24 protein-coding genes and 1 pseudogene are annotated in these 26,217 nt (G+C 74.6%); 7 read left to right on the forward strand and 18 right to left on the reverse strand.

What is annotated here, in order from left to right; translation table 11 throughout:
- Positions 1–61: 61 nt before the first annotated feature.
- Positions 62–1,264, reverse strand: a pseudogene (locus NBH00_RS22820) (DUF2079 domain-containing protein); the annotation flags it as partial.
- A gap of 74 nt (positions 1,265–1,338) precedes the next feature.
- Here NBH00_RS22820 and NBH00_RS22825 point away from each other — a divergent pair.
- Entirely contained in the window at positions 1,339–2,529 is a 1,191-nt protein-coding gene (locus tag NBH00_RS22825) for a sensor domain-containing diguanylate cyclase (protein ID WP_254570872.1), read from the forward strand.
- A gap of 9 nt (positions 2,530–2,538) precedes the next feature.
- Here the strand turns inward: NBH00_RS22825 and NBH00_RS22830 are convergent, their stop codons facing one another.
- The 10 genes from NBH00_RS22830 to NBH00_RS22875 form a co-directional block, all read right to left on the reverse strand.
- A complete protein-coding gene (locus NBH00_RS22830) occupies positions 2,539–2,853 on the reverse strand; it encodes a hypothetical protein (RefSeq protein WP_254570873.1) in 315 nt (104 codons plus the stop codon).
- A gap of 141 nt (positions 2,854–2,994) precedes the next feature.
- On the reverse strand, positions 2,995–3,462 hold the full coding sequence (gene bcp / locus NBH00_RS22835) for a thioredoxin-dependent thiol peroxidase (protein ID WP_254570874.1): 468 nt from the start codon (positions 3,460–3,462) through the stop codon (positions 2,995–2,997).
- Between the two features lie 46 nt (positions 3,463–3,508).
- On the reverse strand, positions 3,509–4,363 hold the full coding sequence (locus NBH00_RS22840; protein WP_254570875.1) for a DNA-formamidopyrimidine glycosylase family protein: 855 nt from the start codon (positions 4,361–4,363) through the stop codon (positions 3,509–3,511).
- Positions 4,364–4,397: 34 nt separating this feature from the next.
- A complete protein-coding gene (locus NBH00_RS22845) occupies positions 4,398–4,934 on the reverse strand; it encodes an ATP-binding protein (RefSeq protein ID WP_254570876.1) in 537 nt (178 codons plus the stop codon).
- Between the two features lie 59 nt (positions 4,935–4,993).
- Positions 4,994–7,087 (reverse strand): SpoIIE family protein phosphatase, encoded by a 2,094-nt coding sequence (locus NBH00_RS22850; RefSeq protein WP_254570877.1) that lies wholly within the window; start codon positions 7,085–7,087, stop codon positions 4,994–4,996.
- Positions 7,084–7,410, reverse strand: coding sequence for an STAS domain-containing protein (locus NBH00_RS22855; RefSeq protein ID WP_254570878.1), 327 nt, complete (start codon positions 7,408–7,410; stop codon positions 7,084–7,086). The genes NBH00_RS22850 and NBH00_RS22855 overlap by 4 nt, the downstream gene beginning before the upstream one ends.
- Positions 7,411–7,476: 66 nt before the next feature.
- Positions 7,477–8,901, reverse strand: coding sequence for a SpoIIE family protein phosphatase (locus tag NBH00_RS22860; protein ID WP_254570879.1), 1,425 nt, complete (start codon positions 8,899–8,901; stop codon positions 7,477–7,479).
- 52 nt (positions 8,902–8,953) lie between these two features.
- Positions 8,954–10,657, reverse strand: coding sequence for a redoxin family protein (locus tag NBH00_RS22865; RefSeq protein WP_254570880.1), 1,704 nt, complete (start codon positions 10,655–10,657; stop codon positions 8,954–8,956).
- A gap of 14 nt (positions 10,658–10,671) precedes the next feature.
- Entirely contained in the window at positions 10,672–11,181 is a 510-nt protein-coding gene (gene sixA / locus NBH00_RS22870) for a phosphohistidine phosphatase SixA (RefSeq protein WP_254570881.1), read from the reverse strand.
- Positions 11,182–11,190: 9 nt separating this feature from the next.
- Entirely contained in the window at positions 11,191–12,408 is a 1,218-nt protein-coding gene (locus tag NBH00_RS22875) for a glycoside hydrolase family protein (protein ID WP_254570882.1), read from the reverse strand.
- A 360-nt stretch (positions 12,409–12,768) separates the two neighbouring features.
- Here NBH00_RS22875 and NBH00_RS22880 point away from each other — a divergent pair, with 360 nt between their 5' ends.
- Genes NBH00_RS22880 through NBH00_RS22890 form a run of 3 tightly spaced genes read left to right on the forward strand, consistent with a single transcriptional unit; the run spans position 12,769 to position 16,343 of the window.
- Complete coding sequence (locus tag NBH00_RS22880; protein WP_254570883.1) at positions 12,769–14,631, forward strand: acyl-CoA dehydrogenase family protein; 1,863 nt, start codon at positions 12,769–12,771, stop codon at positions 14,629–14,631.
- Positions 14,632–14,641: 10 nt separating this feature from the next.
- Positions 14,642–15,730 carry a phosphotransferase family protein gene (locus NBH00_RS22885; protein WP_254570884.1) on the forward strand — a complete coding sequence of 363 codons (1,089 nt, stop codon included), beginning with the start codon at positions 14,642–14,644 and terminating at the stop codon, positions 15,728–15,730.
- Positions 15,723–16,343 carry an HAD family hydrolase gene (locus NBH00_RS22890; RefSeq protein WP_254570885.1) on the forward strand — a complete coding sequence of 207 codons (621 nt, stop codon included), beginning with the start codon at positions 15,723–15,725 and terminating at the stop codon, positions 16,341–16,343. The genes NBH00_RS22885 and NBH00_RS22890 overlap by 8 nt, the downstream gene beginning before the upstream one ends.
- Before the next feature lie 82 nt (positions 16,344–16,425).
- Here the strand turns inward: NBH00_RS22890 and NBH00_RS22895 are convergent, their stop codons facing one another.
- Together NBH00_RS22895 and NBH00_RS22900 are read right to left on the reverse strand one after the other, a co-directional pair.
- Complete coding sequence (locus NBH00_RS22895) at positions 16,426–17,352, reverse strand: cytochrome c oxidase assembly protein (RefSeq protein ID WP_254570886.1); 927 nt, start codon at positions 17,350–17,352, stop codon at positions 16,426–16,428.
- Positions 17,349–17,954 (reverse strand): hypothetical protein, encoded by a 606-nt coding sequence (locus tag NBH00_RS22900; protein WP_254570887.1) that lies wholly within the window; start codon positions 17,952–17,954, stop codon positions 17,349–17,351. The genes NBH00_RS22895 and NBH00_RS22900 overlap by 4 nt, the downstream gene beginning before the upstream one ends.
- A 92-nt stretch (positions 17,955–18,046) precedes the next feature.
- Here NBH00_RS22900 and NBH00_RS22905 point away from each other — a divergent pair, with 92 nt between their 5' ends.
- From NBH00_RS22905 to NBH00_RS22915, 3 genes are read left to right on the forward strand one after another with little or no spacing between them, the layout of a single operon-like run.
- On the forward strand, positions 18,047–20,512 hold the full coding sequence (locus NBH00_RS22905) for an ATP-binding protein (protein ID WP_254570888.1): 2,466 nt from the start codon (positions 18,047–18,049) through the stop codon (positions 20,510–20,512).
- A gap of 8 nt (positions 20,513–20,520) precedes the next feature.
- Entirely contained in the window at positions 20,521–21,294 is a 774-nt protein-coding gene (locus tag NBH00_RS22910) for an HD-GYP domain-containing protein (RefSeq protein WP_254570889.1), read from the forward strand.
- Positions 21,295–21,666 carry a response regulator gene (locus NBH00_RS22915; RefSeq protein ID WP_254570890.1) on the forward strand — a complete coding sequence of 124 codons (372 nt, stop codon included), beginning with the start codon at positions 21,295–21,297 and terminating at the stop codon, positions 21,664–21,666.
- An 18-nt stretch (positions 21,667–21,684) separates the two neighbouring features.
- Here NBH00_RS22915 and NBH00_RS22920 read toward each other — a convergent pair whose 3' ends face one another.
- From NBH00_RS22920 to NBH00_RS22940, 5 genes are all read right to left on the reverse strand, one after another.
- Positions 21,685–22,311 (reverse strand): L,D-transpeptidase, encoded by a 627-nt coding sequence (locus tag NBH00_RS22920; RefSeq protein WP_254570891.1) that lies wholly within the window; start codon positions 22,309–22,311, stop codon positions 21,685–21,687.
- Between the two features lie 356 nt (positions 22,312–22,667).
- On the reverse strand, positions 22,668–23,450 hold the full coding sequence (locus NBH00_RS22925; RefSeq protein WP_254570892.1) for an SDR family NAD(P)-dependent oxidoreductase: 783 nt from the start codon (positions 23,448–23,450) through the stop codon (positions 22,668–22,670).
- Positions 23,450–24,229 carry an SDR family NAD(P)-dependent oxidoreductase gene (locus NBH00_RS22930; RefSeq protein ID WP_254570893.1) on the reverse strand — a complete coding sequence of 260 codons (780 nt, stop codon included), beginning with the start codon at positions 24,227–24,229 and terminating at the stop codon, positions 23,450–23,452. The genes NBH00_RS22925 and NBH00_RS22930 overlap by 1 nt, the downstream gene beginning before the upstream one ends.
- A 130-nt stretch (positions 24,230–24,359) precedes the next feature.
- Positions 24,360–24,818 carry a peptidylprolyl isomerase gene (locus NBH00_RS22935; protein ID WP_254570894.1) on the reverse strand — a complete coding sequence of 153 codons (459 nt, stop codon included), beginning with the start codon at positions 24,816–24,818 and terminating at the stop codon, positions 24,360–24,362.
- Between the two features lie 324 nt (positions 24,819–25,142).
- Positions 25,143–26,192, reverse strand: a complete 1,050-nt coding sequence (locus tag NBH00_RS22940; RefSeq protein WP_254573768.1) for a hypothetical protein — start codon at positions 26,190–26,192, stop codon at positions 25,143–25,145.
- Positions 26,193–26,217 lie beyond the last annotated feature (25 nt).

A 26,217-nucleotide genomic window follows, 5' to 3' on the forward strand; every position in this document is an offset into this window, starting at 1 on the left:
CCGGGTCGCCCGTCTGCGCGACGACGTAGTCCGTCGGCGGCGCGCCCGCCTCCAGGAGGACGACGTCGTCGCGCTCGCTCAGGTGCGGGAGGACGTGGTTCGTCGCCGCGACCGACGCGTCCTCGGGCACGAGCGCCAGCGCCGCGGGCAGCGCGCGGGCGGCCGCCGGCGTCCGGTAGGTCGACGGGCGCACGAGGTCCCCGAGCGCGAAGTGCGCGCACCCCGCGACGCCGATCGCGGCCATCGCCCCCGCCGCCGGGCGCGTCCACCGCGGGCGCACCGCGCCGATCCGCGCGAGCCCGTCGGCGGCGGCCAGCGCGAGCACCGGCGCGACGGTCAGCGAGTAGTGCGCCTGGAGCGTCCAGTACTGCGGGTGGTCGGAGAGCAGCCGCTCGGCGAGCAGCGGCACCGCGAGCAGGCAGAGCGGCGAGAGGAGCGACAGGCCGAGGAAGCTCCCGAGCAGGACGGCGGTCGTCTTCACCTTCACCACGGGCGAGACGAGGGTCTGGAAGACGGTCCACGGCCGGTGGCTCACCCGCCCGTAGGACCAGTAGCCGTAGGCGTGCCCGCCCGAGAAGTGCGGGATGAGCACGCGCGAGGCGAGGGCGTACCAGGCGAGGCCCGCGGCGGCGAGCGCCGCGCCGGTCCGGCGGTCCCCGCGCACCGCGAACCAGACGCCGAAGGCGAGCACGAGGAACGACAGGTCCTCCTTGACGAGGAGCAGCGCGAGCACCGCGGCGACCGCGCGGCGCCGGCGGCCCTCGTCCTCCCACAGCACCGCGAGCGCGATGAGCAGCGGCGCGAACGCGACCTCGTGCACGTCGAACTCCACGGCGGACTGCACGCCGCCGAAGAGGCCGTAGGCGGCGCCGAGCGCGAGCGCGGGCCCGGGCGCGAGGCGCCGCTCGGCGTACCGGACGACCGGCCAGACCGACGCCGCGACGAGGGCGGCCTGCGCGGCGACGAGCCCGCCGGGGCCGAGGCCCGCCGCGGTCAGCGGAGCCCACAGGACGAGCACGGGCGAGAAGTGGTCGCCGAAGATCGAGCCCAGGCCCTTGACCGAGCTCGCCGGCGTGTCGAGGTTCCCGAGGTGCCAGACGACCTGGTCGAAGAGGCCGAGGTCGAACCCGGTCGAGCGGAACGTCGCGTGACGCGCGAGCCCGAGGACCGCGTAGGCGGCCCCGAGGAGGACGACGAGGACGGGAAGCCGGGCACGGGCCACCCCGGCATTGTCGGGCCCGCGCCGCGCAGGCGCGTCCCGCACGACGCAGGAATCGGAGTCACATCGCGCGGGGACCGTAAAGTTGCGGGGCTTCGACGCCGATGCACGGCTGTCACATGCCCGAGCCGGAACCCCCGACCCACGACGTCTGCGCGCTCACCGATCTGCCGGTCGCCGCGCTCGTCGTCTCGGCGGCGGGGACCGTCGTCGTCGCGAACCCGGCCTGCGCCGGGGTGTTCGGCCGCGACGTCACGGGCACGCCGCTCGGGGAGGTGCTGAGCGACGTCGCCCTGCGCACGCACAAGGGCGGCGACGTCGCCGCCTGGCGCACCGAGGCCCGCTCGCGCGACGGCGTCCCGTTCCTCGTCGACGCCACGGCACGGCTCTGCGCGGACGGCACGGCCGTCGTCGTCCTGCGCCCGGTCGGCGAGGCGCTCGTCCTCGAGGAGTCCCAGCGCCACCTCCACGCGGCCTTCGAGACCGCTCCGATCGGCATGGCCTTCTTCGACACCGAGGGCCGCTACATCCGCGCGAACCACGCGCTGAGCGAGCTGCTCGGCCGGCCGGTGCCCGAGCTCCTCGGCCTCCGCGACTCGGACCTCACGCACGAGGACGACCGCCAGGCCGACATCGACGCCGCGTGGCGCATCCTCCGCGGGGAGCTCGACACGTGGGTCGTCGAGAAGCGGTTCGTGCGGCCCGACGGCGAGGTCGTCTGGGCGATCGCGAACATGACCTTCCTCCGGGACGAGGAGCGGCGGCCGCTCGCGTGGCTCGGCCAGTTCCAGGACATCACGGGCCGCAAGGCGCTGGAGGCGCAGCTCCGCGGGCTCGCCGAGGAAGACCCGCTGACGGGCCTGGCCAACCGCCGCCGGATCGACGCCGCGCTGCGCGAGGCGCTCAACCTCTCCGTCCGGCACGGCCACGGCGGCGCGCTCGTCTACGTCGACCTCGACGGCTTCAAGGCGATCAACGACCGCTACGGGCACGACGCCGGGGACGCGCTGCTCCGCGCGACGGCGCTCGCGATGCGGTCCCGCTGCCGGGTGACCGACACCGTCGCGCGGATGGGCGGCGACGAGTTCGCCGTCCTCCTCCCCATCGCGACGCCGACGCAGGCGCGGACGTTCCAGGCGACCCTGCAGGCCGTGCTCGACGAGGTCTCGCTTCCGGCGGGGGACGCGACGGTGCGCCTGCGGGCGACGCTCGGGACGAGCTGGTTCGGGCCCGACGACGCGCTCACGCCCGCGGACGTCATCGCCGCCGCGGACCGCGCGATGTACGCGGCCCGGGCGACGACGGCGTAACCCCGCGCCCTACGGGCGGTCGGGGTTGCTCCCGGGCCCGCATGCGTCGCCGGGGTTGAACTGACGCGGGTCGATGAGGCCGAGGCGGTTCTCCTGCCCGAACGACTGCGACGTGCCCCCCGGCCCGTTCGGCCCGCTGCCGTCGAGCGGCGCGCCCGGATCGTCGTTCTGGCCCGAGAAGACGCAGATCGAGTTCGCGTGGGTCGGACCGGCCGTCGGCTTGCCGTTCCCGGTGATCTCGCCGGCGAAGGCCGCGCCGGCGCCCAGCTCGAGGGCGGCGGCCGCGCACAGCGTGGCCGCCAGCATCATGGTCCTGCGAGACATGTCATTCCCCCCTGCCCGTGTGTGGATGGTGGTGCGGCGGCTTCCCGCACGCCGCTCGCAGACGCTAGAACCGGCCGGCCACCCCCGTCAACCCCTTTTTCTGCTTTTCATGGGTCGCCGTCCCCGGGCCCCGGGACCCGGTCAGGCGGGCAGCGCGTCGAGCGCCGCGAGCACGTCGGCGTCGTGCGTCTTCGGGGATGCCTTCGGGATGACGTGCGCGATCGTCCCGGCCGCGTCGACGATGAACGTCGCCCGCTGCGCGCCCCAGTACGTCTTGCCGTACATCGACTTCTCGACCCAGACGCCGAACTGCTCGCAGACCGCGTGGTCCTCGTCGGCGAGGAGCGTGAAGTTCAGGGACTGCTTGTCGTGGAAGCGCTTCACCTTGGCGACCGGGTCCGGCGAGATGCCGAGGACCGTGACGCCCCGCTCGGCGTACGCCGCCGAGGCGTCGCGGATGCCGCACGCCTGGGTGGTGCAGCCCGGCGTGTCGGCCTTGGGATAGAAGTAGACGACGACGGTCTGCCCGGCGAAGTCGCTCAGGCCGACGTCCTCCCCGTCCTGGTTCGGGAGGGTGAAGGCGGGGGCCTGGTCGCCGGTCTCGAGCATGGGCCGCAGTCTAGGGCGGGGCCCTCGTGCGGACGTGTCCGGCACGCTACTTCAGCAGCCGCGACAGCCGCCGGTCCTTCAGCACGCGCCCGCCCGTCTGCTCCTCGGGGCAGTAGGCGAGGACCTGATCCTCGTAGTGGATCGCCTCGAGGGTGGTGCCGCAGCGCGGGCACGGCTCGCCGTGGTGGCGATGGACCTGGAGGGGCAGCGGCAGCTTGTCCGGGATCGGCAGGTGGACCCGCTCCTCGTAGAGCGCGAGGGCGGCGCCGAGGCGGTCGATCATCGCCGCACGCAGCGCGGCGGCCTCCTCGCCGGTGAGCTCGCCGGCGCGCTTGAACGGGGAGAGCCGGGCGACCCAGAGGATCTCGTCGACCCACGAGCGGCCGATGCCCGCGATGACGCGCTGGTCCCGGAGGACCGCCTGCAGCGGGCGCGCCTTCTGCGGCTTCAGGAGCGCCGCGAGGTCGGCCGGCGGGTCCGGCCACGCCTCGGGCCCGAGCGTCGCGAGCGCCTCGTCGGCGGCGAGGCCCGGCCCGTCCAGCAGCTTCACCCAGGCCGCCTGGCGCGTCCCGAACTCCCGAAGGCGCAGTTCGCCACCGCCGTCGAGCCGCAGCAGCAGCCGCGAGGTGCGGTCCTTCATGGTCGCCCGCTTGTCGTACAGCTGCAGTCGCCCCGCCGACATGAGGTGCAGGAGGACGTGCAGGTCCCCCGCGACGTCGACGACGAGGTGCTTGCCGATCCGGCGGACGCCCTCGATCTCGCGGCCGGCGAGCGCGTCGAGCGGCGGCGCGAAGGTCTTGAGCGCGTTGATGCCGGGGGCCGTCGCGGACTCGATCGTGACCCCGGCGAGCGCCTCGCTCAGGCGGCGCGCGGTGATCTCGACCTCGGGCAGCTCGGGCATCGCCGTCCCAGCCTACGCCGCGGCCACGGGCGCGTCAGCCGGCGGTGGCGTACTCGTCGCGGTGGTCGCCGTGCGCCGCGGACGGACGCCCGGCGCCGGTGCGGTCGCCGGCGGGGAGCGGGTCGCCGTCGACGGCGCGCTGGCCGTAGGTCATCGTCGAGCGGTGCGGCGAGGGCAGCCGGACCTCGAACCAGACGATCCACGTGCCGGACTCGTCGTGGCCCGCGCCCCAGCGCTCGGCGAGCGTGTGGACGAAGTGGACACCCCAGCCGGACCCGGGCTGCGCGTGCGGCCCGCGCGGCACGTGCTCGAAGCCGGGGCCGCGATCGTGGACCTCGACGCGGACGATGTCGGCCTCGACGCCGAGCCGGATGCGGATGTCCGGATCGGGCACCGGGCTGCTCTCGTCGCGGCCGTGGCGGATCGCGTTCGTCGCGAGCTCCGAGATGAGCAGCCGCAGGTCGTCGCGGAGCTCGCCGCCGACGGACGGCGCGAGGACGTCGACCACGTCGCGCGCGCGCCGCACGTGCACGGGCGAGGCGGGAAGGCGGATGTCGGAGAGCCACAGCATCGCTACGTCATCCGACATGCCCCAGAACGGGAGCTGTCAAGCACCGGTTCGGTGCGGGGTCACACACTGCGCAGGGCCCGATCGCGGTTCGGCGTCACCTCGAGGACGCAGATGGCGACGTCGTCGGCGCGCCGGCCGGCGGCCGACGCCTCGAGTAGCCGGTCGGCCAGGTCGTCGAGCGACGTGTCGCGCGTGTCCTCGACGAGGTCGGCGACGGTCACCGGCCGGTCCTCCTCGTCGCCCTCGATGGCCTCCGACAGCCCGTCGGTGAAGAGGATGAGCCGGTCCTTCGGGCCGAGGTCGACGGCGACCTCCCACAGCCGCGGCGACGGCGCGAAGCCGAGCAGCGTGCCGCCCCGCCCGACGACCTCCACCGTGCCGTCCGCGCGCTGCAGGACGGGCGCCGGGTGGCCGGCGAGGCAGAGCGTCGCCCGCAGCCCCGTCGGCGTCTCGTCGAGCCGGCAGGCGGCGACGGAGACGAAGCGCCCGCGCGAGGTCTCGGCGCGGTGGCGCAGGAGGGTGAGGTTCAGCGTCCGGAGGATCGCCGCGGGCGAGACCTCGTAGGTCCCGGCCGTCCGCAGCGTCGAGCGGGCGATCGTCGCGAGCGCGGCCGCGGGCGCGCCCTTGCCCGTGACGTCGCCGATCACGACGAGCGTCGCGCCGTCCTCGATCGGGAAGGCGTCGAAGAAGTCCCCGCCGACGCGCATGCCCGCCCCGCCGGCGCGGTACCGGGTGGCGACGCTCGCGCGCGGGAGACGGAGCGGCCGCTCCGGAAGCGTCTCGCGCTGCAGCTGCTCGGCGACCTGACGCTGCTCCTCGTACAGGCGCGCGTTGTCGACGGCGAGCCCGGCGCGGGCGGCGAGGTCCTGCGCGAGCGCGGCGTCGTCCCCGCCGAGCGGCGCCGGGCCGAGGATGACGAGCACGCCGACCGTCCGGCCGCGCGCGGGCAGCGGGATGGCGAACCCGCGGAGCCCCTCGAGCGTGGCGGAGCCGTTGCCGTTCGTCGCGCCGAGCGCCTGCAGCGCCCGGGTGCCGTCGAGCTCGAGCGGGCCGCCGCCGGTGGCCGCGACGAGCACCGGGTCCCCGGGCGTCGCGGGCCGCGTCTCGGGCAGCGCGTCGAGCGCCTCCTGGATCGCGGAGCCGGCGCCGGACGCGCTGTCGCGACGCACGACGTCCCCGTCGACGGAGAGCACGACGCACGCGGTCCCGAGCGCGGGGACGGCGAGCAGCGCGAGCGCGTCGAGGGCCGCCCGCCGGTCGAGCGTCGCGTCCAGGCGCGGGCCGGCGTCCGAGAGGAAGCGGGTGCGCCGCAGCGCCGCCTCGGCGAGGCGCCGCGACCCCTCGGCCATCGCGAGCCGGTCGCCGCGGCCGTCGCGGTGCTGGGTCACGTCGACCTGCACGCCGACGAAGCGGACGACGCGCCCGTGACCGTCGCGGACGGGCGCGATGTGCACCTCGTTCTGGAAGACGGTGCCGTCCCGCCGGACGTTGCTCAGCGTCACGGCGACCGGCCGGTGCTCACGGATCGCGTCGCGCATGATGGCGATCGACTCGGGGTCGGTGACGTCACGCTGGAGGAAGCGGCAGTTGCGGCCGAGGATCTCGTCGGGCGAGTACCCGGTCATGCGGCAGAACGACTCGTTGACGTAGACGATCGGGTTGTCCTCGAGCGCCGGGTCGGTGAGCACGAAGCCGGTGCCGGTGAGGTCGAGCGCCCGGCGGAGGATCGTGAACTCGCCGCCCACGCGGACGTGCTCGGCCTGCAGCCGCGCGTAGAACTCGGCGAGGACGAGCCGCAGGCGCACGTCGGTCGCGGTGACCCCGTCGGGGAGCTCCCACACATCGGCGACGCCGAGCTCGACGACCTCACGGACGAGCTGCTCGTCGAGCTCCTCGCGGGTGCCGGCGACGACGACGACCGCCGGGCTCGACCGCGGGAGGGTCCGCAGCGCCTCGAGGATCGTGGCGACCGGCTCGGTGCCGAAGGTCGGAGCGAGGACGATGAGCCGGATCCCGTCGTCGGCGACGTGGTCCAGCAGCGTCTCGCGGTCGGCGACGACGCGCACGGAGTGGCCGTGGCGGGCGAGCTCGGCGCGGACCGCCTCGGCCCGCTCGGTCTCGCCGTCGGCGATCAGGGCGTCGCTCGGGGTCATGGGGCGACGAGCGGGAGCGAGTCCATGAGGTCAGCCAGCTGGAGCACGCGCACGACCACCCCCTCGCCGGGCACGATCCCGAGGCGTCCGGGACCTCCGTGCTCCTCGCCGCGCTGCACCGCCTCGAGGACCGCGGCGAGGCCCGAGGAGTCCATGAACGTGACGCCGGTGAGATCGAGGACGATCGGGGAGTCGCCGTCGCCCGCACGCTCGGCCTCGACGAGCGCACGGGCGAGGAGCGGCGCGGTGACGAGATCGAGCTCACCGGTCGGGACGACGCGGCGGGTCCCGTCGATGAGGTTCGTGTCGAGCGTCCATTGCATAGGTGAGACATTGGATGCCCCACATCGGGGCAGTTGCTGCCTGGGTTCGTCAGTTTACAAACAGGCTCAGTGCGTATGTGGCGCAAGCACCACCGTCGTCACGTCGTCCTCCAGGTGCTCGTCGATCCGGACGCAGATCGCGTGCTCGATCGCGTGGACGGTCGCGGCCGCGGTCGCGCCCCGCGTCGCCCGCAGCGCGGCCGCCACGCCGTCGCGGCCGAACGGCACGCCGCTCGCGTCCTGGCTCTCGAGGCCGCCGTCGGAGAGGAGGACGAGCCGCTGTCCGGGGTCCAGCCGGCGCTGCTGGAGACGGAACGGCGGGTCGAGCTCCGGGCTCCCCAGACACGGCCCGACGCCGGGGTCGAGCTCCTCGACCCGGCCGTCGGCGTGAGCGAGCAGCGGCCCGTGGCTGCCCGTCGAGACCCAGCGGAAGACCGAGGTCGTCGCGTTCCAGCAGCCGATCGTCGTCGTCGCCGTGATGTCCGGCCCGGTGGCCAGCAGCACTTCGTGCATGAGCGCGGCGGCGCCGGCCGGGTCCTCCCCCTGGTGCCGCGCGGAGCGGAACGCGCCGAGCAGGACGGCGGCGAGGCCGGCCGCGTGCACGCCGCTGCCCTCGACGTCGGCGACGCCGAGCCACACGGCGTCGGCGTTGTCGGCCACGTCGAACCAGTCGCCGCCGACGTCGTAACCGGGAAGGACGTTGCCGGCGAGCGTCGCCCCGCGGAGGCGGTGGATGCGCGCCGGCAGGAGGTTCTGCTGGATCTCGGCGGCGGGGCTCGTCGGCCGGGCCCGCCTGGCCGTCTGCAGCGTGTCGGTGTACCCGTCCGCGAGCGCGAGGGCCACGGCGGCCTCCTGGGCGAGGTCGCGGAGGGAGTCGTTCTCCTCCCCCACGACGACGAGCATCCCGATCGCGCGGCCGCGGAGCATGAGCGGTGTGACGACGGCGCCGGGCAGGCGCGCGGTGACCGCGGCGCGGATGGGGCCGTACGCCTCGCGCGGGATCTCGGTGCCGATCGTGCCGTGGATGCGCAGCTCGTCCGGGAAGGCGGGCGCGCCCGCGAGCTTGCGCAGGACGACGCCGGCGAGGTCGGCGACGTAGAGCGCGGCGGACTCGATCCCGTCGAGGCGCTGGGCCTCGGCGACGATCTGCTCGCTGAGCTGGAAGGGCGCGACCTTGTTCAGGACGTCGGGGACCGAGAGCGGGGTGACCGCGACGTTCGCGAGCTCGCCGGCCGGGCGGAGCGACGGCGCGTGGTCGTGCTCGGCGTGGTCGCGCGCGCGCCGGCGCACCGCCTCGACGAGGGCCTCGCGGGTCTCGAAGTGCCGGTACAGGGTGCTGCGGCCGACCCCGGCGAACTGGGCGATCTCCCCGATGGACACGTGCGGGCGCCGCCGCAGCAGCTCCTCCGCCGCGTCGAGGATGCGCGCGACGTTCGCGACGGCGTCGCTGCGGCGCGCGCCGGAGCTCGAGGTCGGACCGGGGTCGGGCACCCTGCACCGTTGCCCAGAACGTGCCGTCCCGAACCCGGACAATGCGTCCCACTTACAACGGGACCTCCGCGAGCACGACGTCGTAGGCCCGCTGGGTGCGCCGCAGGCGGCACAGCGGGCCGTCGCAGGTGGCCACCCGCAGCTCGACCGTGATGCGCCCGGAGCCGTGACCGAGGGGGACGGCGACCCGGGCCGGGAGCGCGTCGAGGGCCCAGCTCGCCGGGCCGCCCAGCAGGCCCGGGTCGCTCGCCTCCGCCGTGACGCGGACGGGCGATCCCCCGAGGCCGTCCAGCTCGTCCCCCTCCAGGTCGAGGTCGAGCTCGACGTCGAGGACGCCGCCCGCCTCGCCGACGAGGGTGACCGCGGTCGCCGCCGGGGCGCCGCCCCCGGCGGGGACGTCCGCCGACCCCGCGCGACCGACGTCGACGGCGACCGCGTCGCCGCCGACCGGGTCGACCGCGACGACGCGGTGGTTCCCGGTGTCCGCCACGAGCACCCGCCCGCCGGGGAGCACGGCCAGGCCGCCGGGCTCGGTGAAGCCGTCGACCGGGATCGTCCACAGGTGCTCGCCGCGCCAGACGCGCAGCAGGCCGTTGTAGGTGTCGGCGACGAGCAGCGCGCCGTCCGGCGCCACCGCGACGCCGAGCGGATGCTGCAGGCGTGCGCGCCCGGCGTCCCCGTCGTCGGCGCCGGAGACGAACAGGCCCTGGCCGACGAGCGTGCGCACGAGGCCGCCGGGCCGGTCGAGGACGCGCAGGGCGCTGGCCTCGGCGTCGACGAACGCGAGCTCGTCCCGCGCGGTCACCGCGAGGCCCGACGGCTGGGCGAGCAGCGCGCCGAGCGCCGGCCCGTCGACGAGGTTCTCCCCGCCGGCGCCGGCGATGATCTGCGGCTCGCCGTCGCGGTCGATCGCCCACAGCCGGTGGCGCCCGGCCTCGGCGATGACGACGTGGCCATGCCAGCGCACGACGTCCCACGGCGACATCAGGCGGTCGGTGAGGAGCGTCCGCTCCCCGCCGGGCAGCGTGATCCGCCAGACCCGGGCGGCGCCGGTCTCGCAGACGAGCAGCGCGTCCGGGCCGTCGAAGCCGACGCCCTGGGGCTGGTAGAGGCCGCCGAGCTCGTGGAGGACCTCGCCGTCGGGGCGCGTGACGAGGACGCGGTCGTGGCCGGTGTCCGCGACGGCGATCACGACGTCGGCGTCGCCGGGCCCGGTGCGGCAGGCCGCGACCTTGCCGGGGAACGCGAGCTCCCCCGTGCCACCCCCCGCCGGCGCGATCGCGACCGCGCCCCGGCGCAGCGCGCGGGCCACGTCGGCCTCGGCGACGAGCACGTCGATCGCCGCGGCGAGCTGCTCGGCGTGCCCCTCCCCCGCCACGGTCAGCGCGACACGGCCGGTGACGTCGACGAGCACGAGCGTCGGCCAGGCGCGCACCGCGTAGGCGTCCCACGCGAGGAGGCCCGGGTCGCTGAGGACCGGGTGCTCGATCCGCAGGCGCGCGGCGGCCGCCCGCACCGCCGCGGTGCTCCGCTCGTGGGGGAACTTCGGCGCGTGGACGCCGACGACGACGAGCACCTCGCGGTAGCGGCGCTCGAGCGCCCGCAGCTCCTCGGTGACGTGGACGCAGTTCACGCAGCCCGCCGTCCAGAAGTGCAGGAGGACGACCTTGCCGCGCAGGCCGGCGAGGCTCAGCGGCGCGCTGCCGACCCACTCCCCGTCGGGGAGCTCCGGGGCGCGCACGCGGGCGGCGTCCACCGGCGGGCCCGCCTTCAGTCCGCCGGGGCGGCCGGGGCCGCGGCGCCCGCGGCGGCGATCGCGCCGAGCTCGCGCGGGCGCAGCAGGGTGATGAGCTCGCCGCGGCCGGTGAGCGACTCCAGGCGGACCGCGGCGACGCCGCCCTTCTTGAAGTCCACGTCGCCGCCGGTGAGCTCGTGCACGACGCGGGAGAAGTCCGGTTCGTGGCCGACGACGAGGACGTGCCCGCCGTCGTCCGCCGCGGCGAGGAGCGCGCGCGCCTCGTCGGCGTCGAAGCCGCTCGCGAGCGGCGCGTGGACGATGACGTCGGTCTCGAGCGGCTCGGCGGCCGTCGTCGCCGTGACGTGGGCGCGGACCTTCGGGCTCGTGAAGATCGCGTCGAACCCGATGCCGAGCGCGGCGAGCGCCGCGCCGGCGGCGGCGGACTGCGCCACCCCGCGGTCGGTCAGGCGGCGGTCGTCGTCCGGGCGGGTGCCGTGCGGCTCCGCCTCACCGTGGCGGAGCATCCAGAGCTGGCGTGCCATGCCGCCAGCCTAGTAGTCGTACGCCCTCGTCGGCGCGCCTTCGTACGCGGTCCCGTCGGGCGCGGCCCAGGCGAGGCGGTACTGGCGGTTCTTCGCGTAGCCCGCGGTGACCGTGAAGTAGCCGAGGCGGTTGTAGCTCACCGTCTTGTAGTTCCGGAAGGCGCCCTTGCCGCCCGAGCGGATCTGGAGCATCGCGGTGCCGGCGGCACGGGCCGGGCGCACCTCGCCCCAGATCGAGGCGGATGAGCGCGTGCGCCGGCGCACGGCGAGCGCGAGGCGGAAGCCGTCGTAGGACGGCTTCTCCTTGCCGGACGAGGTGAGCAGGCCGGACTCGAAGCCGCCGTACCTCGCCGAGCCGGTCAGGCCCTTGCGCGGCTGGTCGTCCTTCAGCAGGTACTGCGAGAACGACTTCACCCGCGGGTTGTCGTAGGCGATGCGCTCGGAGATCGAGCGGTACTCGGCCTGCTGCTGCAGCGGCACGCCGAAGATCGGGTCCGGCGTGGACTGGATGCCGAACTCGGTGAGGAAGACGGGCAGGTGCGCGGGGATGGCCCCGGCGCGCGCGGCCTTGTCGAGCGCGCTCGTCAGCCGCGGGAGCAGCCCGATGAAGACGTTGTCCTTGCCGGTGTGCTTGAAGTTCGGCCCGGCCTTGGGCGTGTAGGCGTGGTGCGCGTAGCCGGCGATGCTGAGCTTCGCGCACCGCTTCGACGTGCGGTGGTACGTCGAGGAGAGGCAGAGCGCGCCACGCAGGAAGGCCAGCGGCGAGACGTCCCTCCCGGTGCCGGTCGGCGCGGTCTCCCCGAAGAGCATCCGGGGGTTCGGGACCTTCGCGGACTTCAGGCCCTTCTGGGCCGCCTCGAAGAGGTCGCGGTAGATCGCGGGCGAGAGCGGCCGGTGGCGGCGGTCGTACTGGGGCTGCAGGAAGGCCGGGTGGTTCGGCTCGTTCCAGATCGACCAGTAGGCGACCTTGCTGCCGAAGTGGCGCCCGGCGGCGGTCATGAACTGCGCGAACTTGTTCGGGTCCGGCCGCGTGACGTTGTCCCGGCGGGACCGCGTCGCCCACCGCGGCACGGGGCCCGAGACGGTGAGGATGACGGGCCAGCCGCGCTGCTCGGCGGCGGCGAAGATCGGGTCGAAGCGGGACCAGTCGTAGTTCGCGGGGTCGGTCGTGTCGATGTCCGGCTGGGTCTTGTCGCCGCCGGAGGGCGTGACCTCCTGCCAGTACATGACGACGCGCAGCGCGCTGACGCCGAGGGAGTCCAGGCGGGCGAAGGCGGCGTCCCGGGTGGCGGGGTCCTTCAGCTCCGCGGGCGCCTCGAAGGTCAGCAGCTGGTTGCGCGAGGCCTGCGCGGCGGGCGCGCCCAGGATGAGCAGGGCCGCGAGGGCGGCGAGGAGCGGGACGAGGAACTTGGGCGATCGGGGGATGGGGACCAGCCTCCAGCGGGTGCGATGCGGGGTGTGTGGGACACGGACGTGGGGCGATTCGGGGCCGGCCGTGACCGGAGGAACGTCGGTGATACCCCTACAGACACCGTCTGCACCCCGAAGGTTGCGCTGTTTCGCGGTTTCACATACCTTTGGGTAGGTATGTCGACCCCGCCCGCCACCGCGCGTGCCACCGCCGCCGAGCAGACACGCGCCAGGCTCATCGAGGCGGCGATCGCCCGGTTCGCCGCCGACGGGCCCGGGGCGAGCTTCGAGCAGGTCGCCGCCGACGTCGGGGTGACGAAGGGCGCGCTGTACCACCACTTCGGCTCCAAGGACGGGCTCGTGGAGGCCGTCTACCGGGAGGCGATCCAGCGGCACGCGGCCCGCGTCGTGGACGCGAGCGCGACCGGCACCGGCGCCGAGCGGCTCCTCGCGCTCATCGACTCGAGCGCCCGCCTCTACACGAGCCGCACCCCCTTCTACGGCCTGCTCATCCAGCTGCACCTGCAGGCCGCGACCAACCGCCGCAGCCTCGTCGACATCGGCCGCCGCGTGCAGCGGCGCCAGCGCGAGCACATGATCGCGCTCGCCCAGCTCGGGCAGCGCGACGGCTCGATCCGCGCCGACCTCGACGCCGAGGCGCTCGGGCTCACCGTGAACGCCGCCCTCGACGGCTTCCTCGTCCAGCAGTTCGAGCCGGCCGCGGCCCAGCGTCGCTGGGTCGCCGGCTTCCGTTCCCTGATCCAGGAGATGATCCCCCCCCCGATGAGCACCCCCACCGCCCCGCCCGCCGCCGGCGGGATCGACTTCACCATCCCGGCCGAGCTGCAGGAGCTCCTGCGCCGGGTGAACGCGTTCATCGAGGAGGACGTCCTCCCCGCCGAGCTCGAGATCACCGACCCGGAAGACATCCTGACGAGCTGGGACGTCGTCGACCGCCTGCGCGACAAGGCGCGCGAGCGCGGCATCTACACGCCGCACCTCCCCGAGGAGTGGGGAGGGCTCGGCGTCGGCATCCTCGGCATGTCGCTCATCAACCAGGCGTGCGGCGTGTCGGGCCTCGCCTCCCTCGGCCTGAACGCCATGGCGCCGGACGAGGGCAACATGCACACGCTGCTCATCGCGGCGACGCCCGAGCAGCTCGAGGAGTACCTGCGGCCGCTCGCCGAGGGCGCCGCTCGCTCGTGCTTCGCGATGACCGAGCCGGACGTCGCGTCGTCGGACCCGACGAACCTGCAGACGACCGCCGTCCGCGATGGCGACGAGTGGGTCCTGAACGGGACGAAATGGTGCATCACCGGCGCCGAGGGCGCGGCCTTCGCGATCGTCGTCGCGAAGACCGGCACGTCGGAGCCGACGAAACACCGCGACTACTCGCTCATCCTCGTCCCCTGCGACACGCCCGGCTGGGAGATCGAGCGCCACCCGGAGTGGATGGGCTCCCACTCGCCCGGCGGGCATCCGATCATCACGCTGAAGGACGTCCGGGTCCCGCTCGGGAACCTCCTCGGGCAGGAGGGCGAGGGCTTCGTCATCGCGCAGAAGCGGCTGGCCGGCGGCCGCCTGGCCCACGCGATGCGCTGGATCGGCGTCTCGCAGCGGGCGCTCGACATGACGTCCCGGCGCCTGCTCGAGCGCAAGGCGTTCGGCAAGGAGCTCGCGCGCCACCAGGGGCTGCAGTTCATGATCGCCGACTCCGCGATGGACCTCTACGCCTCGCGGCTCATGGTCCTCCACACCGCGTGGAAGGTCGAGAACGGCCTGCCCTACCGGCAGGAGGTCGCGATGACGAAGACGTTCGTGTCCGAGGCGTTCGGCCGGATCGTCGACCGCGCCGTCCAGATCCACGGCGCCGCCGGGATCGCGATGGACCTCCCGATCGCCCGCTGGTACCAGGACGCGCGCGCCGCCCGGATCTACGACGGCGCCTCCGAGGTCCACCGCATGGTCATCGCCCGCGAGTGCCTGAAGCTCGCGATGCAGGGCCAGTCCACCACCACCGCCACCGGCGATCTGGGATAACCCGCGCGACATGAGCCACGAGATCGCCCCCGACGACATCGTCCGCAGCCGCGAGGAGGTCGCCGACGGCGCCCGCGAGCCGCTGCTCGTCCTCGACCCGCTGCTCGCCTTCCTCGACTCGAAGGGCCTGGGCGCCGGTGACCCGGACCCGGTCATCACGCCGATCGGCGACGGCCACTCGAACGTCACGTACGCCGTGACCCGCGGGGACGACGCGTTCGTCCTGCGCCGTCCCCCGCGCGGCCCGCTGCCGCCCTCCGCGCACGACGTGCTCCGCGAGGCGCGCGTCATCCGCGCCGTGCAGGACACGCCGGTCCGCGCGCCGCGGGTCCTCGCCGTCGGGGAGGACCCGTCGATCATCGGCGCCCCGTTCTTCGTGATGGAGCACATGGACGGCCACGTCATCACGACCGAGATGCCGTCCGTTCTCGACACCCCGGAGGAGCGCCGCCGCACGAGCGAGGAGCTCGTGGACGCGCTCGTCGAGCTGCACGCCGTCGACTGGGCGGCCGCGGGCCTGGAGGGCTTCGGCAAGCCGACCGGCTACCTCGAGCGCCAGGTGCGCCGCTTCCTCGGCCTCTGGGACCACAACAGGACCCGCGAGATCCCGGAGGTCGAGCGGGTGGCGACGTGGCTCACCGCGAACCTCCCCGACAGCGGCCCGGCGACGATCGTGCACGGCGACTTCCGCCTCGGCAACGTCATGTTCGCGAAGGACGCGCCGGCGCGCTGCAACGCGATCTTCGACTGGGAGATGTCGACGATCGGCGACCCGCTCGCGGACGTCGGCTACCTCTGCATGATGTGGTCGCAGCAGGGCGACCCGACGGAGGGCATGGCGGCGCTGAACGGCGTCACGCGCGCCGAGGGCTTCCTCACCCGCGAGGAGCTCGTCGCCCGCTACGAGGCGGGCAGCGGCCGCTCGATGCAGGACGCGCGCTGGTACCTCGCGCTCGCCCTGTGGAAGGCGATCGTCTTCATGGAGGGCAACTACAAGCGCGCGATCTCCGGCGCGACGGACGACCCGTTCCTCAAGACGTTCGGCGACGGCGTCATCGACCTCGCGCAGCGGGCCGAGGCGGTGACGCGCGGTGAGTGAGCGCCGCGGCCTGCTCATGGACTGGGGCGGCGTGCTGACGACCGACGTCTTCGCGTCCTTCGCCGCGTTCTGCGAGGCGGAGGGCCTGCGCCCGGACTCGGTGCGCCACGCGTTCATGAAGGACCCGCGCGCCCGGGAGCTCCTCGCCGAGTTCGAGTCCGGCCGCCTGCCGGACGCCGAGTTCGAGACGCGGTTCGGCGCCGTGCTCGAGGTGCCCGAGCCCACCGGGCTCATCGGCCGCCTCTTCGGCGGGCTCGCGGGCAACACGGAGCTCATCGACGCCGTCGCGGCCTTCCGCGGCGCCGGCGTGCGCACCGGCCTGCTGTCGAACTCGTGGGGCACGTCGACCTATCCGCTCGACGAGCTGCACCGGCTCTTCGACGTCCTCGTCATCTCCGGCGAGCACGGCATCCGCAAGCCCGAGCCGGGGATCTACGCCCTGGCGGTCGAGCGCATGGGCATGGCGCCCGAGGAGCTCGTCTTCGTCGACGACCTCCCGGGCAACCTCAAGCCCGCCCGCGCCCTCGGGATCCACACGATCCTCCACCGCGACAACGCCACGACGCTCGCGGAGCTCGAGGCGATCCTCGGCCCCGCCCTCCGCCGCGGCTGACCGCCACCCACCACGCACCACCCGTTCACCCACCCACCGGGAGCTGAATGCAGATTCACGGTGCCCTGAGCACCGTGAACCTTCATTCAGGCTTCCGAGGGGCCGGCGGGGCTCCCGCCTCGACCCGGGCGCGCAGCTCGGCGCCGCGCCCCGCGGCGACCGCGCGGCGGGCCCGCTCGGGGGTGAGCTCGACGCCGCGCGCGGCCGCGAGCTCCATGAGCTCCTGCCGCTCGATCGACTCCCGCGCGGCCTGGAGGAAGACCCAGCCGAAGAGCAGCAGGGTCAGGACCGACTCCCAGACCATCATGATCGCGCCGGCCGCGTTCTGGTCGGCGTCGGGGGAGATGCCGTGCTTCAGCTCGCCCGCCCGGTAGACGCCGTAGAACGCGTGCCCGCCGAAGAGGAAGACGTTGCCGAGGATCGCGCCGAGCATGCGGACGCCGAGGATGTACCCGCACTGCCAGCCGTTCCCGAACCACGCGGGCTTCGGGAAGGGCCCGAAGAGCGCCATCCACATGTTCGCCCCGAAGGTGATGAAGCAGAGGTGCTGGATCGCGTGGGTGGCGTCGTGACGGACGGCCGCCTCGTGGAAGTACGGGATGTGCCAGAGGAAGAAGTCGGCCGCCCACAGCGGCAGCGCGACGAGCGGGTGCGACAGCGCGCGCAGCCGGTCGACCCAGCCGATCCGCAGCACCGGGGCGAGCAGCGGACCCGTGAGGCCGAGGACGAGCAGCAGCCCGCCGACGTCGGCGAGCAGGAGGTGCTCGGCCATGTGCGGCCAGAAGAGCTCGTCGGCGAGGCGCCCGAGCGGGGAGGTGAGCGTGCCCGCGATGAGGACGAGGCCGGCGTAGAAGGACACCTGCCGCCAGCCGGGGACCGCCCGCGAGGTCCGCGCGAGCCGGTGGCACCCGAGCGCGTAGAGACAGCCGGAGAGGGTCGCCGGGCCGAGCTCGAGCGGGGCGAACCGGGTCCCGCCGAGGACGCCGAGGACGGTCGCGCCCGTGCTCACTGGCCCTGCGAGACGCGCGACCCGGGCAGCGGCGGGAGGATGAGGTCCGCCACCGTGCCGACCGCGTCGGCCACGGGCGGCCCGACGGCGGGGACGGTCGTCACGACGCCCTGGACCGTGCGGACGATCTCCCGCAGCGGGTTCGGGCGCGTCGCGGGCTTCGCCGGGGGCGCCGCCGCGGACGCCGGCGGGGTCGTCGCCGGCGCGGGGGCCGTCGTGGCCGGGGTCGTCGCGGTGGGCGGCGCCGGGCGGCGCGGCGTGCTCGTCGCGGGCCGGCGCGCGGCCGGGCGGCGGCGCGCGGCGGTCCGTTCGGCGGATGCGCCTGCCACCGTCCGCGCGGGGCGGCGTGCGGCCGTCGCGGGACGAGCGGGCGCCGCCGGGAGCGCCGGCAGGCCGCCGTCCAGCGGCGACGCGCTCGCCGGCGCGCTCGCCTCGACCCCGGGCAGCTCGGGCCCGCGGGTCAGCTGGTCCAGGCCGCCGAACCCGCTGCTCCCGGTGATCGCCGCGACGACGCCGAGCGTCACGAGCAACCCGATGGGCACGGCGATCGCGGCGCTCGAGGCACCCACGATCCGGCCCGCCACGGAGCTGCCGCGCGACATGTCCGCAGCGTACTCCCGGACGCCCGGCTGTGGTGCAGGACCGCCGCCGCGCTCGCCCCCTCGCGGCCCCGCCCAGTAGCGTCGCGCCTGCGATGCCCCGCCTCTCCATCGCCACGTCGTTCCGGGCCGCCCTCCTCGGCCTGACCGTCGTGCTCGCGATCGTCGCCGCGCTGGGGGTCGCCGCCCTCTACGGCTCGCGCCAGGACTACGAGAACCGGCTCTCCGACGCGCTGCAGCTGCAGACCTCGGCGGGCCGGGTCCTCGCGGCCGGCGTCGTCGAGGAGGCGACGCTCCGGCTCTCCCCCGTGTCGACCGCCGCGGGCCGCGAGCGCCGCCGCCGCGCCCGCGCCGCCTACGTGCAGTCGGTCGCCGCCGCCCGCGACCTCGCCCGCGGTGACCGGCGCAGCCTCGCGCTGCTGGCCGAGGCCGCGCGCGCCCAGGCGGCCCTCCGCCGGGCGCCCGGCGCGCGCAACGCCCCGCTCGCCGCCCGCGCCCCGCTCGTCCTCCTCACCTCGCGCCAGGACGACCGCATCGCCGCCGCCCGCGCGAGTGCCCGCCACGCCTCGCGCCGGGCCTTCACCGCCATCGGCGTCGGCGGCGGGCTCGCCGTCCTCGTCGCGATCCTGCTCGTCGCCGCGCTCGTCCGGGCGGTGCGCAGCCCGCTCGACGAGCTCGTCGCCGCGTCCCGGCGCCTCGCCGACGGCGACCGCGGCGTCCACGTCCCCGAGGACGGGCCGGAGGAGCTGCAGCTGCTCGCGCGGTCCTTCAACGCGATGGCGGCCGACGTCCAGGCGGCGACCGAGCGCCTGGAGTCCGAGCGCCGCCGCCTCGACCTGACGATCCGCTCGCTCGGGGACGCCCTCGTGCAGCTCGACGGCGACGGGACCGTGACGGCGGCGAACCCGCGTGCGGCCGTCCTCGTCCCCGCGCTCGTCCCCGGGACGCGCACCGCCGGCGACGACGCCGGCGCGGCCCTGCCGGTGCCCCTCGACGCCGCGCTGCGCGAGGAGGTGACGACGGAGACCGACGGGCGCACGCTCGCCGTCACCGCCGCCGCGCTCGAGGACGGCGGCGGGCACGTGCTCACCGTCCGCGACGTGTCCGAGCGCGCGCGCCTGGAGCGGCTGAAGAGCGAGTTCGTCGCCACCGCCTCCCACGAGCTCCGCAGCCCGCTCACGTCGATCAAGGGCTTCGTCGAGCTGCTCGCCGAGACACAGGGCCTGACCGACCGCCAGCGCTCCTTCCTCGACATCGTGCAGGTCTCGACCGACCGTCTCGTCGACCTCGTGAACGACCTGCTCGACGTCGCCCGTGTCGAGGCGGGGGCCGTCGAGATCCACCGCCGCCCGACCGACCTCGCGGACCTCGTCGGCGAGGTCACGCGCCTGCTCGAGCCGCGCCTGCACCAGCGCGCCCAGGAGCTCACGGTCGACGTCCCGGCCGACCTGCCGCGCGCCCTCCTCGACCCCGCCCGCATGCGCCAGGTCCTCACGAACCTCCTGACCAACGCCCATCTGTACACCGCGGACGGCGGCCGCCTCGCCGTCCGCGTGCGCGCCGACCGCCACACGATCCGCATCGCCGTCGAGGACACCGGGCGCGGCATGTCGGCCGAGGACGCCGAGCACGTCTTCGACCGCTTCTACCGCGCCGGCGGGGGCGACGACGGGGCGGGCACCGGCCTCGGCCTCGCGATCGTCCGGTCGCTCGTCGACCTGCACGGGGGCCACATCGACGTGCAGAGCGCGCTCGGCGAGGGGACGACCTTCACGGTCGTCCTCCCCTACGCGATCGTCCTCGGCCAGGCGGCCGCCGCCCGCGACGCGCTGCGGGGCAAGCGCGTCCTCATCGTCGACGACGAGCCCGAGATCGCCGAGCTCGTCAGCGAGCGCCTCGGCGCGCTCGACGTGCAGACCGAGTCGGTGCTCAGCGGGGCGGAGGCCCTGGCGCGGCTGCGCGAGGACCGGTTCGACGCCATCACGCTCGACATCCTCATGCCCGGCATGAGCGGCCTCGAGGTCCTCCGCGCGATCCGGTCGGACCCGGCGCTCGCCGGCCTGCCCGTCGTCGTCGTGTCGGTGTTCAGCGGCCGCGAGGCCCTCAGCGGCGAGTGGGTCGTCGGCAAGCCGCTCGATCCCGAGGAGCTCGCCGACACGCTCGGCGCCGCCCTCCTCGCCAGCCGGGTGAGCGTCGTCGTCGCCGCCCGGCCCGACGTGCGCCGGCGCCTGGAGACGGCGCTCGACGAGGTCGGCATCGTCTGCGACTGGGCGTCCGACGCGACCGACGTCGCCGCCCGCTGCGCGGAGAGCTTCTACGAGATCGGCGTCGTCGACTCGGGCCTTCCCGACGCCGCCGACGCCGCCGGCGCGATGGAGCTGCGCGGGCGCCGCCACACCCGTGGCGTGCTCGTCGCGGTGGACGACACGCGGCCGCGACCGCCGCTGCCCGCGGCGGTCGCGGGGCGCGAGGTGACGCTCGATGACGTCGGCGCGGTGATCCTCGGGCTCCTCGAACCGTTGATCCACCGTGGCAGGCCGACCGGTTCCGGGATAGATTGACCGCACGGATGGCCGAGGCAGCGGCACAGCACCTGGAGGCGGAGCTCGCTGCGCTGCGCGCGGAGCTGGCGGCGGCGCGGGCCGATCTCGCGGCCCAGCACGCCCTCGCGGACGACAAGGAGCAGCAGCTCGAGCGCTACGCGGCCGACCTGCGCGAGACGTTCAAGAGCGAGCGCGCCCGCAGCACCGAGCTGCGCGAGTCGTACGTCGCGACCGTCCGTGCGCTCGCGAACGCCGTCGAGGCCCGCGACGCCTACACCGGGCAGCACGCCGAGCGCGTCTCCGCCTACGGCCTCGCCATCGCGCGGACGGCCGGCCTGCGGCTCGCCGACGACCCCCAGGCCGAGTTCGGCTTCCTCCTCCACGACATCGGCAAGGTCGCCGTCCCCGACGCCGTCCTCTTCAAGCCGGAGCCGCTGAACGCGGCCGAGCGCACGCTCATGGAGCAGCACCCGCTCGTCGGGTGGGAGATCCTTCGCGACGTCGGCTTCCTCGGCGAGGCGAAGGACGTCGTCCGCTCCCACCACGAGCGCTGGGACGGCCGCGGCTACCCCGACGGCCTCGCCGGCGAGGCCATCCCCGTCGCGGCGCGGATCTTCGCCGTCGCCGACACCCTCGACGCCCTGACGACCGACCGCCCGTACCGCCCCGGCCGCTCCCTGCCCGAGGCGCGCGCGATCATCGCCGACGCCACCGGCACGCAGTTCGACCCGGCCGCGGCCGCCGCGTTCGCCGCGACCGACGACGCCGTCCTCGCCGAGATCGCCGCGCGGCACCGCTAGATGAGCCGCAGCGTCCTCATCGTCGACGACGACCCGTTCATCCGGAAGCTGATCGCGACCACCCTCGAGGACGTCGCCGGCTTCGAGCTCGTCGAGGCGGCGGACGGCGTCGAGGCCGTCGACTACGCGACGGCGCACCCGCCCGCGATCGTCTTCCTCGACGTGAACATGCCGCGGCTGGACGGCATCGGGGCGGCCGCGCAGCTGCGCGCGCTCCCGGGCACCGAGGCGACGACGATCGTCATGCTCACGGCCGCCGGGGCCGAGCGCGAGCGCGCCGCCCGTGACGCGGGCGCCGACCTCTTCCTCACGAAGCCCTTCTCGCCGCTCGATCTCCTCCGCCTCGTGGACGAGATCGGCGGCAGCGCCTGAGCGACGCCCGCCGCCGCGTCAGACGATGCGGACGAGCGTGCCCGCGGGCAGGTGGCCGTAGAGCCAGCGCACGCGGTCGAGCGGCAGGCGGATGCAGCCGTGGCTCACGGCGTGGCCGAGGTCACCGCCGAAGCTGCGGTGCAGGGCGACGGTGCCCCAGACCTGGTCGGCGAACGGCGCCCGCGCGGAGATGTCGAGGGCCATGACGCAGCAGCCGTAGGTCTGGTACTCCCCGCCGCCGCGGACGGAGCTCAGGTGGATCTTGCGGGAGATCGTGAAGATGCCGGGGGGCGTCGGGGTCGAGCCCTTCCCGACCGCGGCCTGGATCCGCTGGATCCGCTTGCCGTCCTTGAACACGAGGACCTCGTGGGCCCTGCGACGGACGACGAGCGAGTAGGCCGTGTGGACCGGGTTCCCGTCCCGCGCGAGCACCCAGCGGCGATAGGTCGGCCCGTCGCCGCGCGTCACCCGGACGCGGACGAAGCTGCCCTTCGTCTCGAGCACGACGAGCGCGTCACCGGCGGCGACGTAGTTCCTGCCGTCGCGGCGGGCGAAGTCCGGCGCCTTGTACGTCACGGCACCGCGCGGGAACTCGAGGACCGGGTGGGCGACCGGGTCGGCGGGGCAGGTGTCGCAGGCGATCATCCGCGGCTCCCGTCGGCGGGGGTGGTGAGGGACACCAGACGATGGGCGGCGGGCAGCTGCGAAGCCTTGAGCGTGAAAGACCAGAAACCGGGCATGGGGCTGAAGTCCTCCTTGGGGTGGCAGAGGGGGAGTTCGGCGTGCAACACGAAAGCCCCCTGCGGACAGGGGGCATGGGAGACGACTTGCACGGCGGCAGGGGCGGAGGGAAGCGGAGCCACCCGTCGCCTCACCGCCCATTACTCCGGAAACGCGACGCCGTTACGCCGTCCGCCGGTCCCCGGCACCGCGCGGACCGCCGGCCGCAGGGCCCGGTGCGCCGCGGCCGCGGCGCACCGGAAGGCCCTGCCCGCGCGCCCCTAGAGGAGCGAGGCGCGAAGTCCGCCGTCGAGGTTGTACTCGCCGGCCGTGCAGAAGCCCGCGCGGTCGCTCGCGAGGAACGTCGCCAGCGCGGCGACCTCCTCCTCGGTGCCGTAGCGGCCCTGCTTCATCGCGATGAACGCGTCGAAGTCCGGGATGCCCATCGCCTCCAGGCCGAGGGCGTCCGCGAACGTCTTCTTGTGCGGCTTCACGAGCTCGGTGTCGATGAAGCCCGGGCAGATCGCGTTGGCCCGGACGCCGTGGTCACGCATCTCGATCGCGATCGTCCGGGTGAGGTTCACCGCGCCCGCCTTCGCCGCCGCGTACGAGGAGATGAGCGGGCTGCCCGCCTGCGCGGTCACCGAGGCGATCGTCACGAGCGCGCCCCCGCCGCTCGCCGCCATCGCGCCCGCCGCGTGGGTGAGCGTGAGGAAGACGCCGTCGAGGTTGACGGACGTGACCTTCCGCCAGTCCGCGAGCGACATGCCCACGGCGGGCTGGACCGTCGCGATGCCGGCGTTGGCGACCGCGATGTCGAGGCCGCCGTGCTGGGCGACGACCTCCCCGACGAGCGCGGCGACCTGCTCCTCGCTCGTGACGTCGGCGGTCATCGCCGAGGCGCTGCCGCCGATGCCCTCGGCCGCGGCCTGCACCGCGTCACCGTCGATGTCCGAGAGGACGACCGTCGCGCCCTCCGCGGCGTACCGCGTGGCGACCGCGAGGCCGATGCCCTGCGCCGCGCCCGTGATGAGCGCGATCTTCCCTTCCAGCTTGCCGGCCATCAGAGCAGCCCTCCCGAGATCCCACCGTCAAGGACATAGTGCGAGCCCGTCGTCCATGCGGCCTCGCTGGACCCGAGGAACGCCACGACCTCGGCGACCTCCTCGAGCGTGCCGTAGCGGCCCTGCTTGACGGCGACGACGTCACCGAACTCCATACCCGTCATCGCGGCGACGGCCGGCGCGAGGCGCTGGACCATCGGCGTGTCGATGAACGCCGGGCAGACGGCGTTGACGCGGACGCCCGCCTCGCGCAGCTCGATCGCGCAGACCTCGCTGAAGCGGATGACCGCCGCCTTCGAGGCGCAGTAGGCGCTGAGCAGCGGGCAGCCGCCGACGCCGGCGACCGAGGCGATGTTGACGATTGCGCTGTCGCTGCCGGCCGCCGCGGCGGCCGCGAGCGCCGCCGTCGCCGCGCGGCTCGCGCGGTAGACGCCGTTGACGTTGATGTCCATGAGCGTCATGAACTCGTCCTCTTCGGTGTCGACCATCGGCTTGCCGATCTCGACGCCCGCGTTGTTCACGAGGAGGTCCAGGCCGCCGAAGGCGTCGACGGTCGCGTCGATCGCGGCGCTGACCTCACTCATCGACCGCACGTCGCACCCGAGGCCGACGTGGCCGGAGCCGAGCTCCGCCGCGCGCGCCTTGGCGCCCTCCTCGTCCACGTCGCTGATGGCGACGCGGGCGCCGCCCGCGGCGAGGCGTTGGGCGATGGCCCAGCCGATGCCGCTCGCGGCACCGGTGACGTGGGCCCGCCGCCCTTCCAGTTCGAGATCACTCATGCCCCGACGCTACGGAGGCGGGGTCGCCGGCGTTAGTGGTTCACGAACAAGGGGCCGGACCGGGGCTGTGGCCCCGGGCCAGCCCCCGGTCCTCACGCGTGCGCGCCCCCGGCGGGGCGGCGCCGCGTCGCTACTCGGTGATCGTGACCGACTCGATGCCGGCCGGCTCCTTCGGCTTGTCGCGGCCGTCGGTCGGCAGCGCCTCGAGCGCATCGACCGCGTCCATGCCGTCGGTGACCTGGCCGAAGACGGTGTGCTTGCCGTCGAGCCACGGCGCGGCGTCCGTCGTGACGATGAAGAACTGCGAGCCGTTCGTGTTCGGGCCGGCGTTCGCCATCGCGAGCGCGCCGCGGACGACCTTGTGGCTGTTGAACTCGTCCTCGAACGTGTAGCCCGGGCCGCCGGTGCCGGTGCCGGTCGGGCAGCCGCCCTGGATCATGAAGTCCTTGATGATCCGGTGGAAGATGAGCCCGTCGTAGAACCCCTTGCCCGCGAGGTCCTTGAAGTTCTGCACGGTCTTCGGCGCGTCGGCGTCGAAGAGCTCGAAGGTGATCGGACCGGCGGTGGTGTTCATCACGGCCTGGGACATGTCAGGGCCTTTCGGGTCGGGGGCTGCGTTGCGTACGGCCCGAGGCTAGTGCAACGGACCCGGCCGCCTGCGCGCGGCCCCCCGCAGGACCGGGCCACCGGCGACGGTGCGCGCCGCCGGCTCCTGCCCCCAGCAGGAGCCCGGCGAGCGCGTCCCCTGGCCGCGTCCCCGCGGCCTCCGGCGTCCCCACGCCGGCCGACATCCGCAGCGGGATGTCGTAGTAGGACGAGCTTAGGGCGACAGTCGAGCTTCTGTCCACCAAGAAGGTATGAATTCTTGCAATCCATGCCAGGCGCCTGCAGTGGCGCCGTGACCCCGCAGGGTTCAACCCTTGAGCGTGACCTCGGTGACCTTCACCGTCGGGCCGGCCTTCGGCGGGGTGGTGAACCAGAGCAGGACGTACCGGAAGCGGCTCCCGGTCGCGCCCGGCCCGGGGAGGCGGAGCTTCTCGACGCCGTCGCCCTTCACGTTGCCGTACTTCGCCGTCTCGTCGACCTTCGACCGCGAGAGCACGTGCTCCCAGCGGGTGTCGAGGATGTCGGGCGGCAGCGCGCTGCCGACGGCCCCGTAGACCTCCACGCGGCCGCCCGGGGTCGTCGTGCCGAGGTCGATCTCCTTGACGTTCTTCGCGGAGTCGAGGTCGATGAGCAGGCCGACCTGCATGTCGAAGCCGTCGGCCGGCGTCGTGATCGACCAGGCGGTCTTCGGATCGCCGTCGTAGGCATCGGCCGGGTCCGTCGAGGACGTGCTGCGCTTCGACGGCTCGTACTTGCTCATCGCGTCGGCGCCGAGGTCGATCGTCGTCAGGGCGACGGACGCGGGCGTCGTCGAGGTGGAGGTGGAGGTCGACGGCGTCGAGGTCGTGGAGCCCGAGGTCGAGGGGGTGACGGGGGTCACCGGCGCGGGCGTGATCGGCACGACCGGCGCGCGCGGGACGACCGGTACGACGGGCTGGACGGTCGCGCCGGGCTTCGTGGCGGGCGGCGTGACCGGCGGCGTCGTCGCGGGCGTGCTCGTGACGGGGGGCGTCGTCGGCGCGGCGTCGGGAACCTGGGCGACCTGCCCCGGGACGGGGACCGCGCTGGCGGGCGCGGCCTTGCCGGCGTCGTGGTTCGCGTCCCCCGACAGGGCGGCGTAGGCGGCGGCGACGGCACCGACGATGAGGATGAGCGTGATCGCCGCGACGGTGTTCACGCTCTGCCAGCCCGGGCGCGTGCCGAGGCGCCCGGCGGCGGCGGTGCCGCAGTTCAGGCACCAGTCCTGGTCGGGCAGCATCGGGGCCTGGCAGACGGCGCAGGCACGCGGCGGCGCGACGACGGCGTCGTCGGGGGCCGGTCCGGTCCCTGCCTGCTGTGGGTCGACGGTGGTCTGCACTCCCGCTCCAGGGTCGCATATCGCG

The organism is Paraconexibacter antarcticus, from assembly GCF_024220175.1.
Lineage (GTDB): Bacteria > Actinomycetota > Thermoleophilia > Solirubrobacterales > Solirubrobacteraceae > Paraconexibacter > Paraconexibacter antarcticus.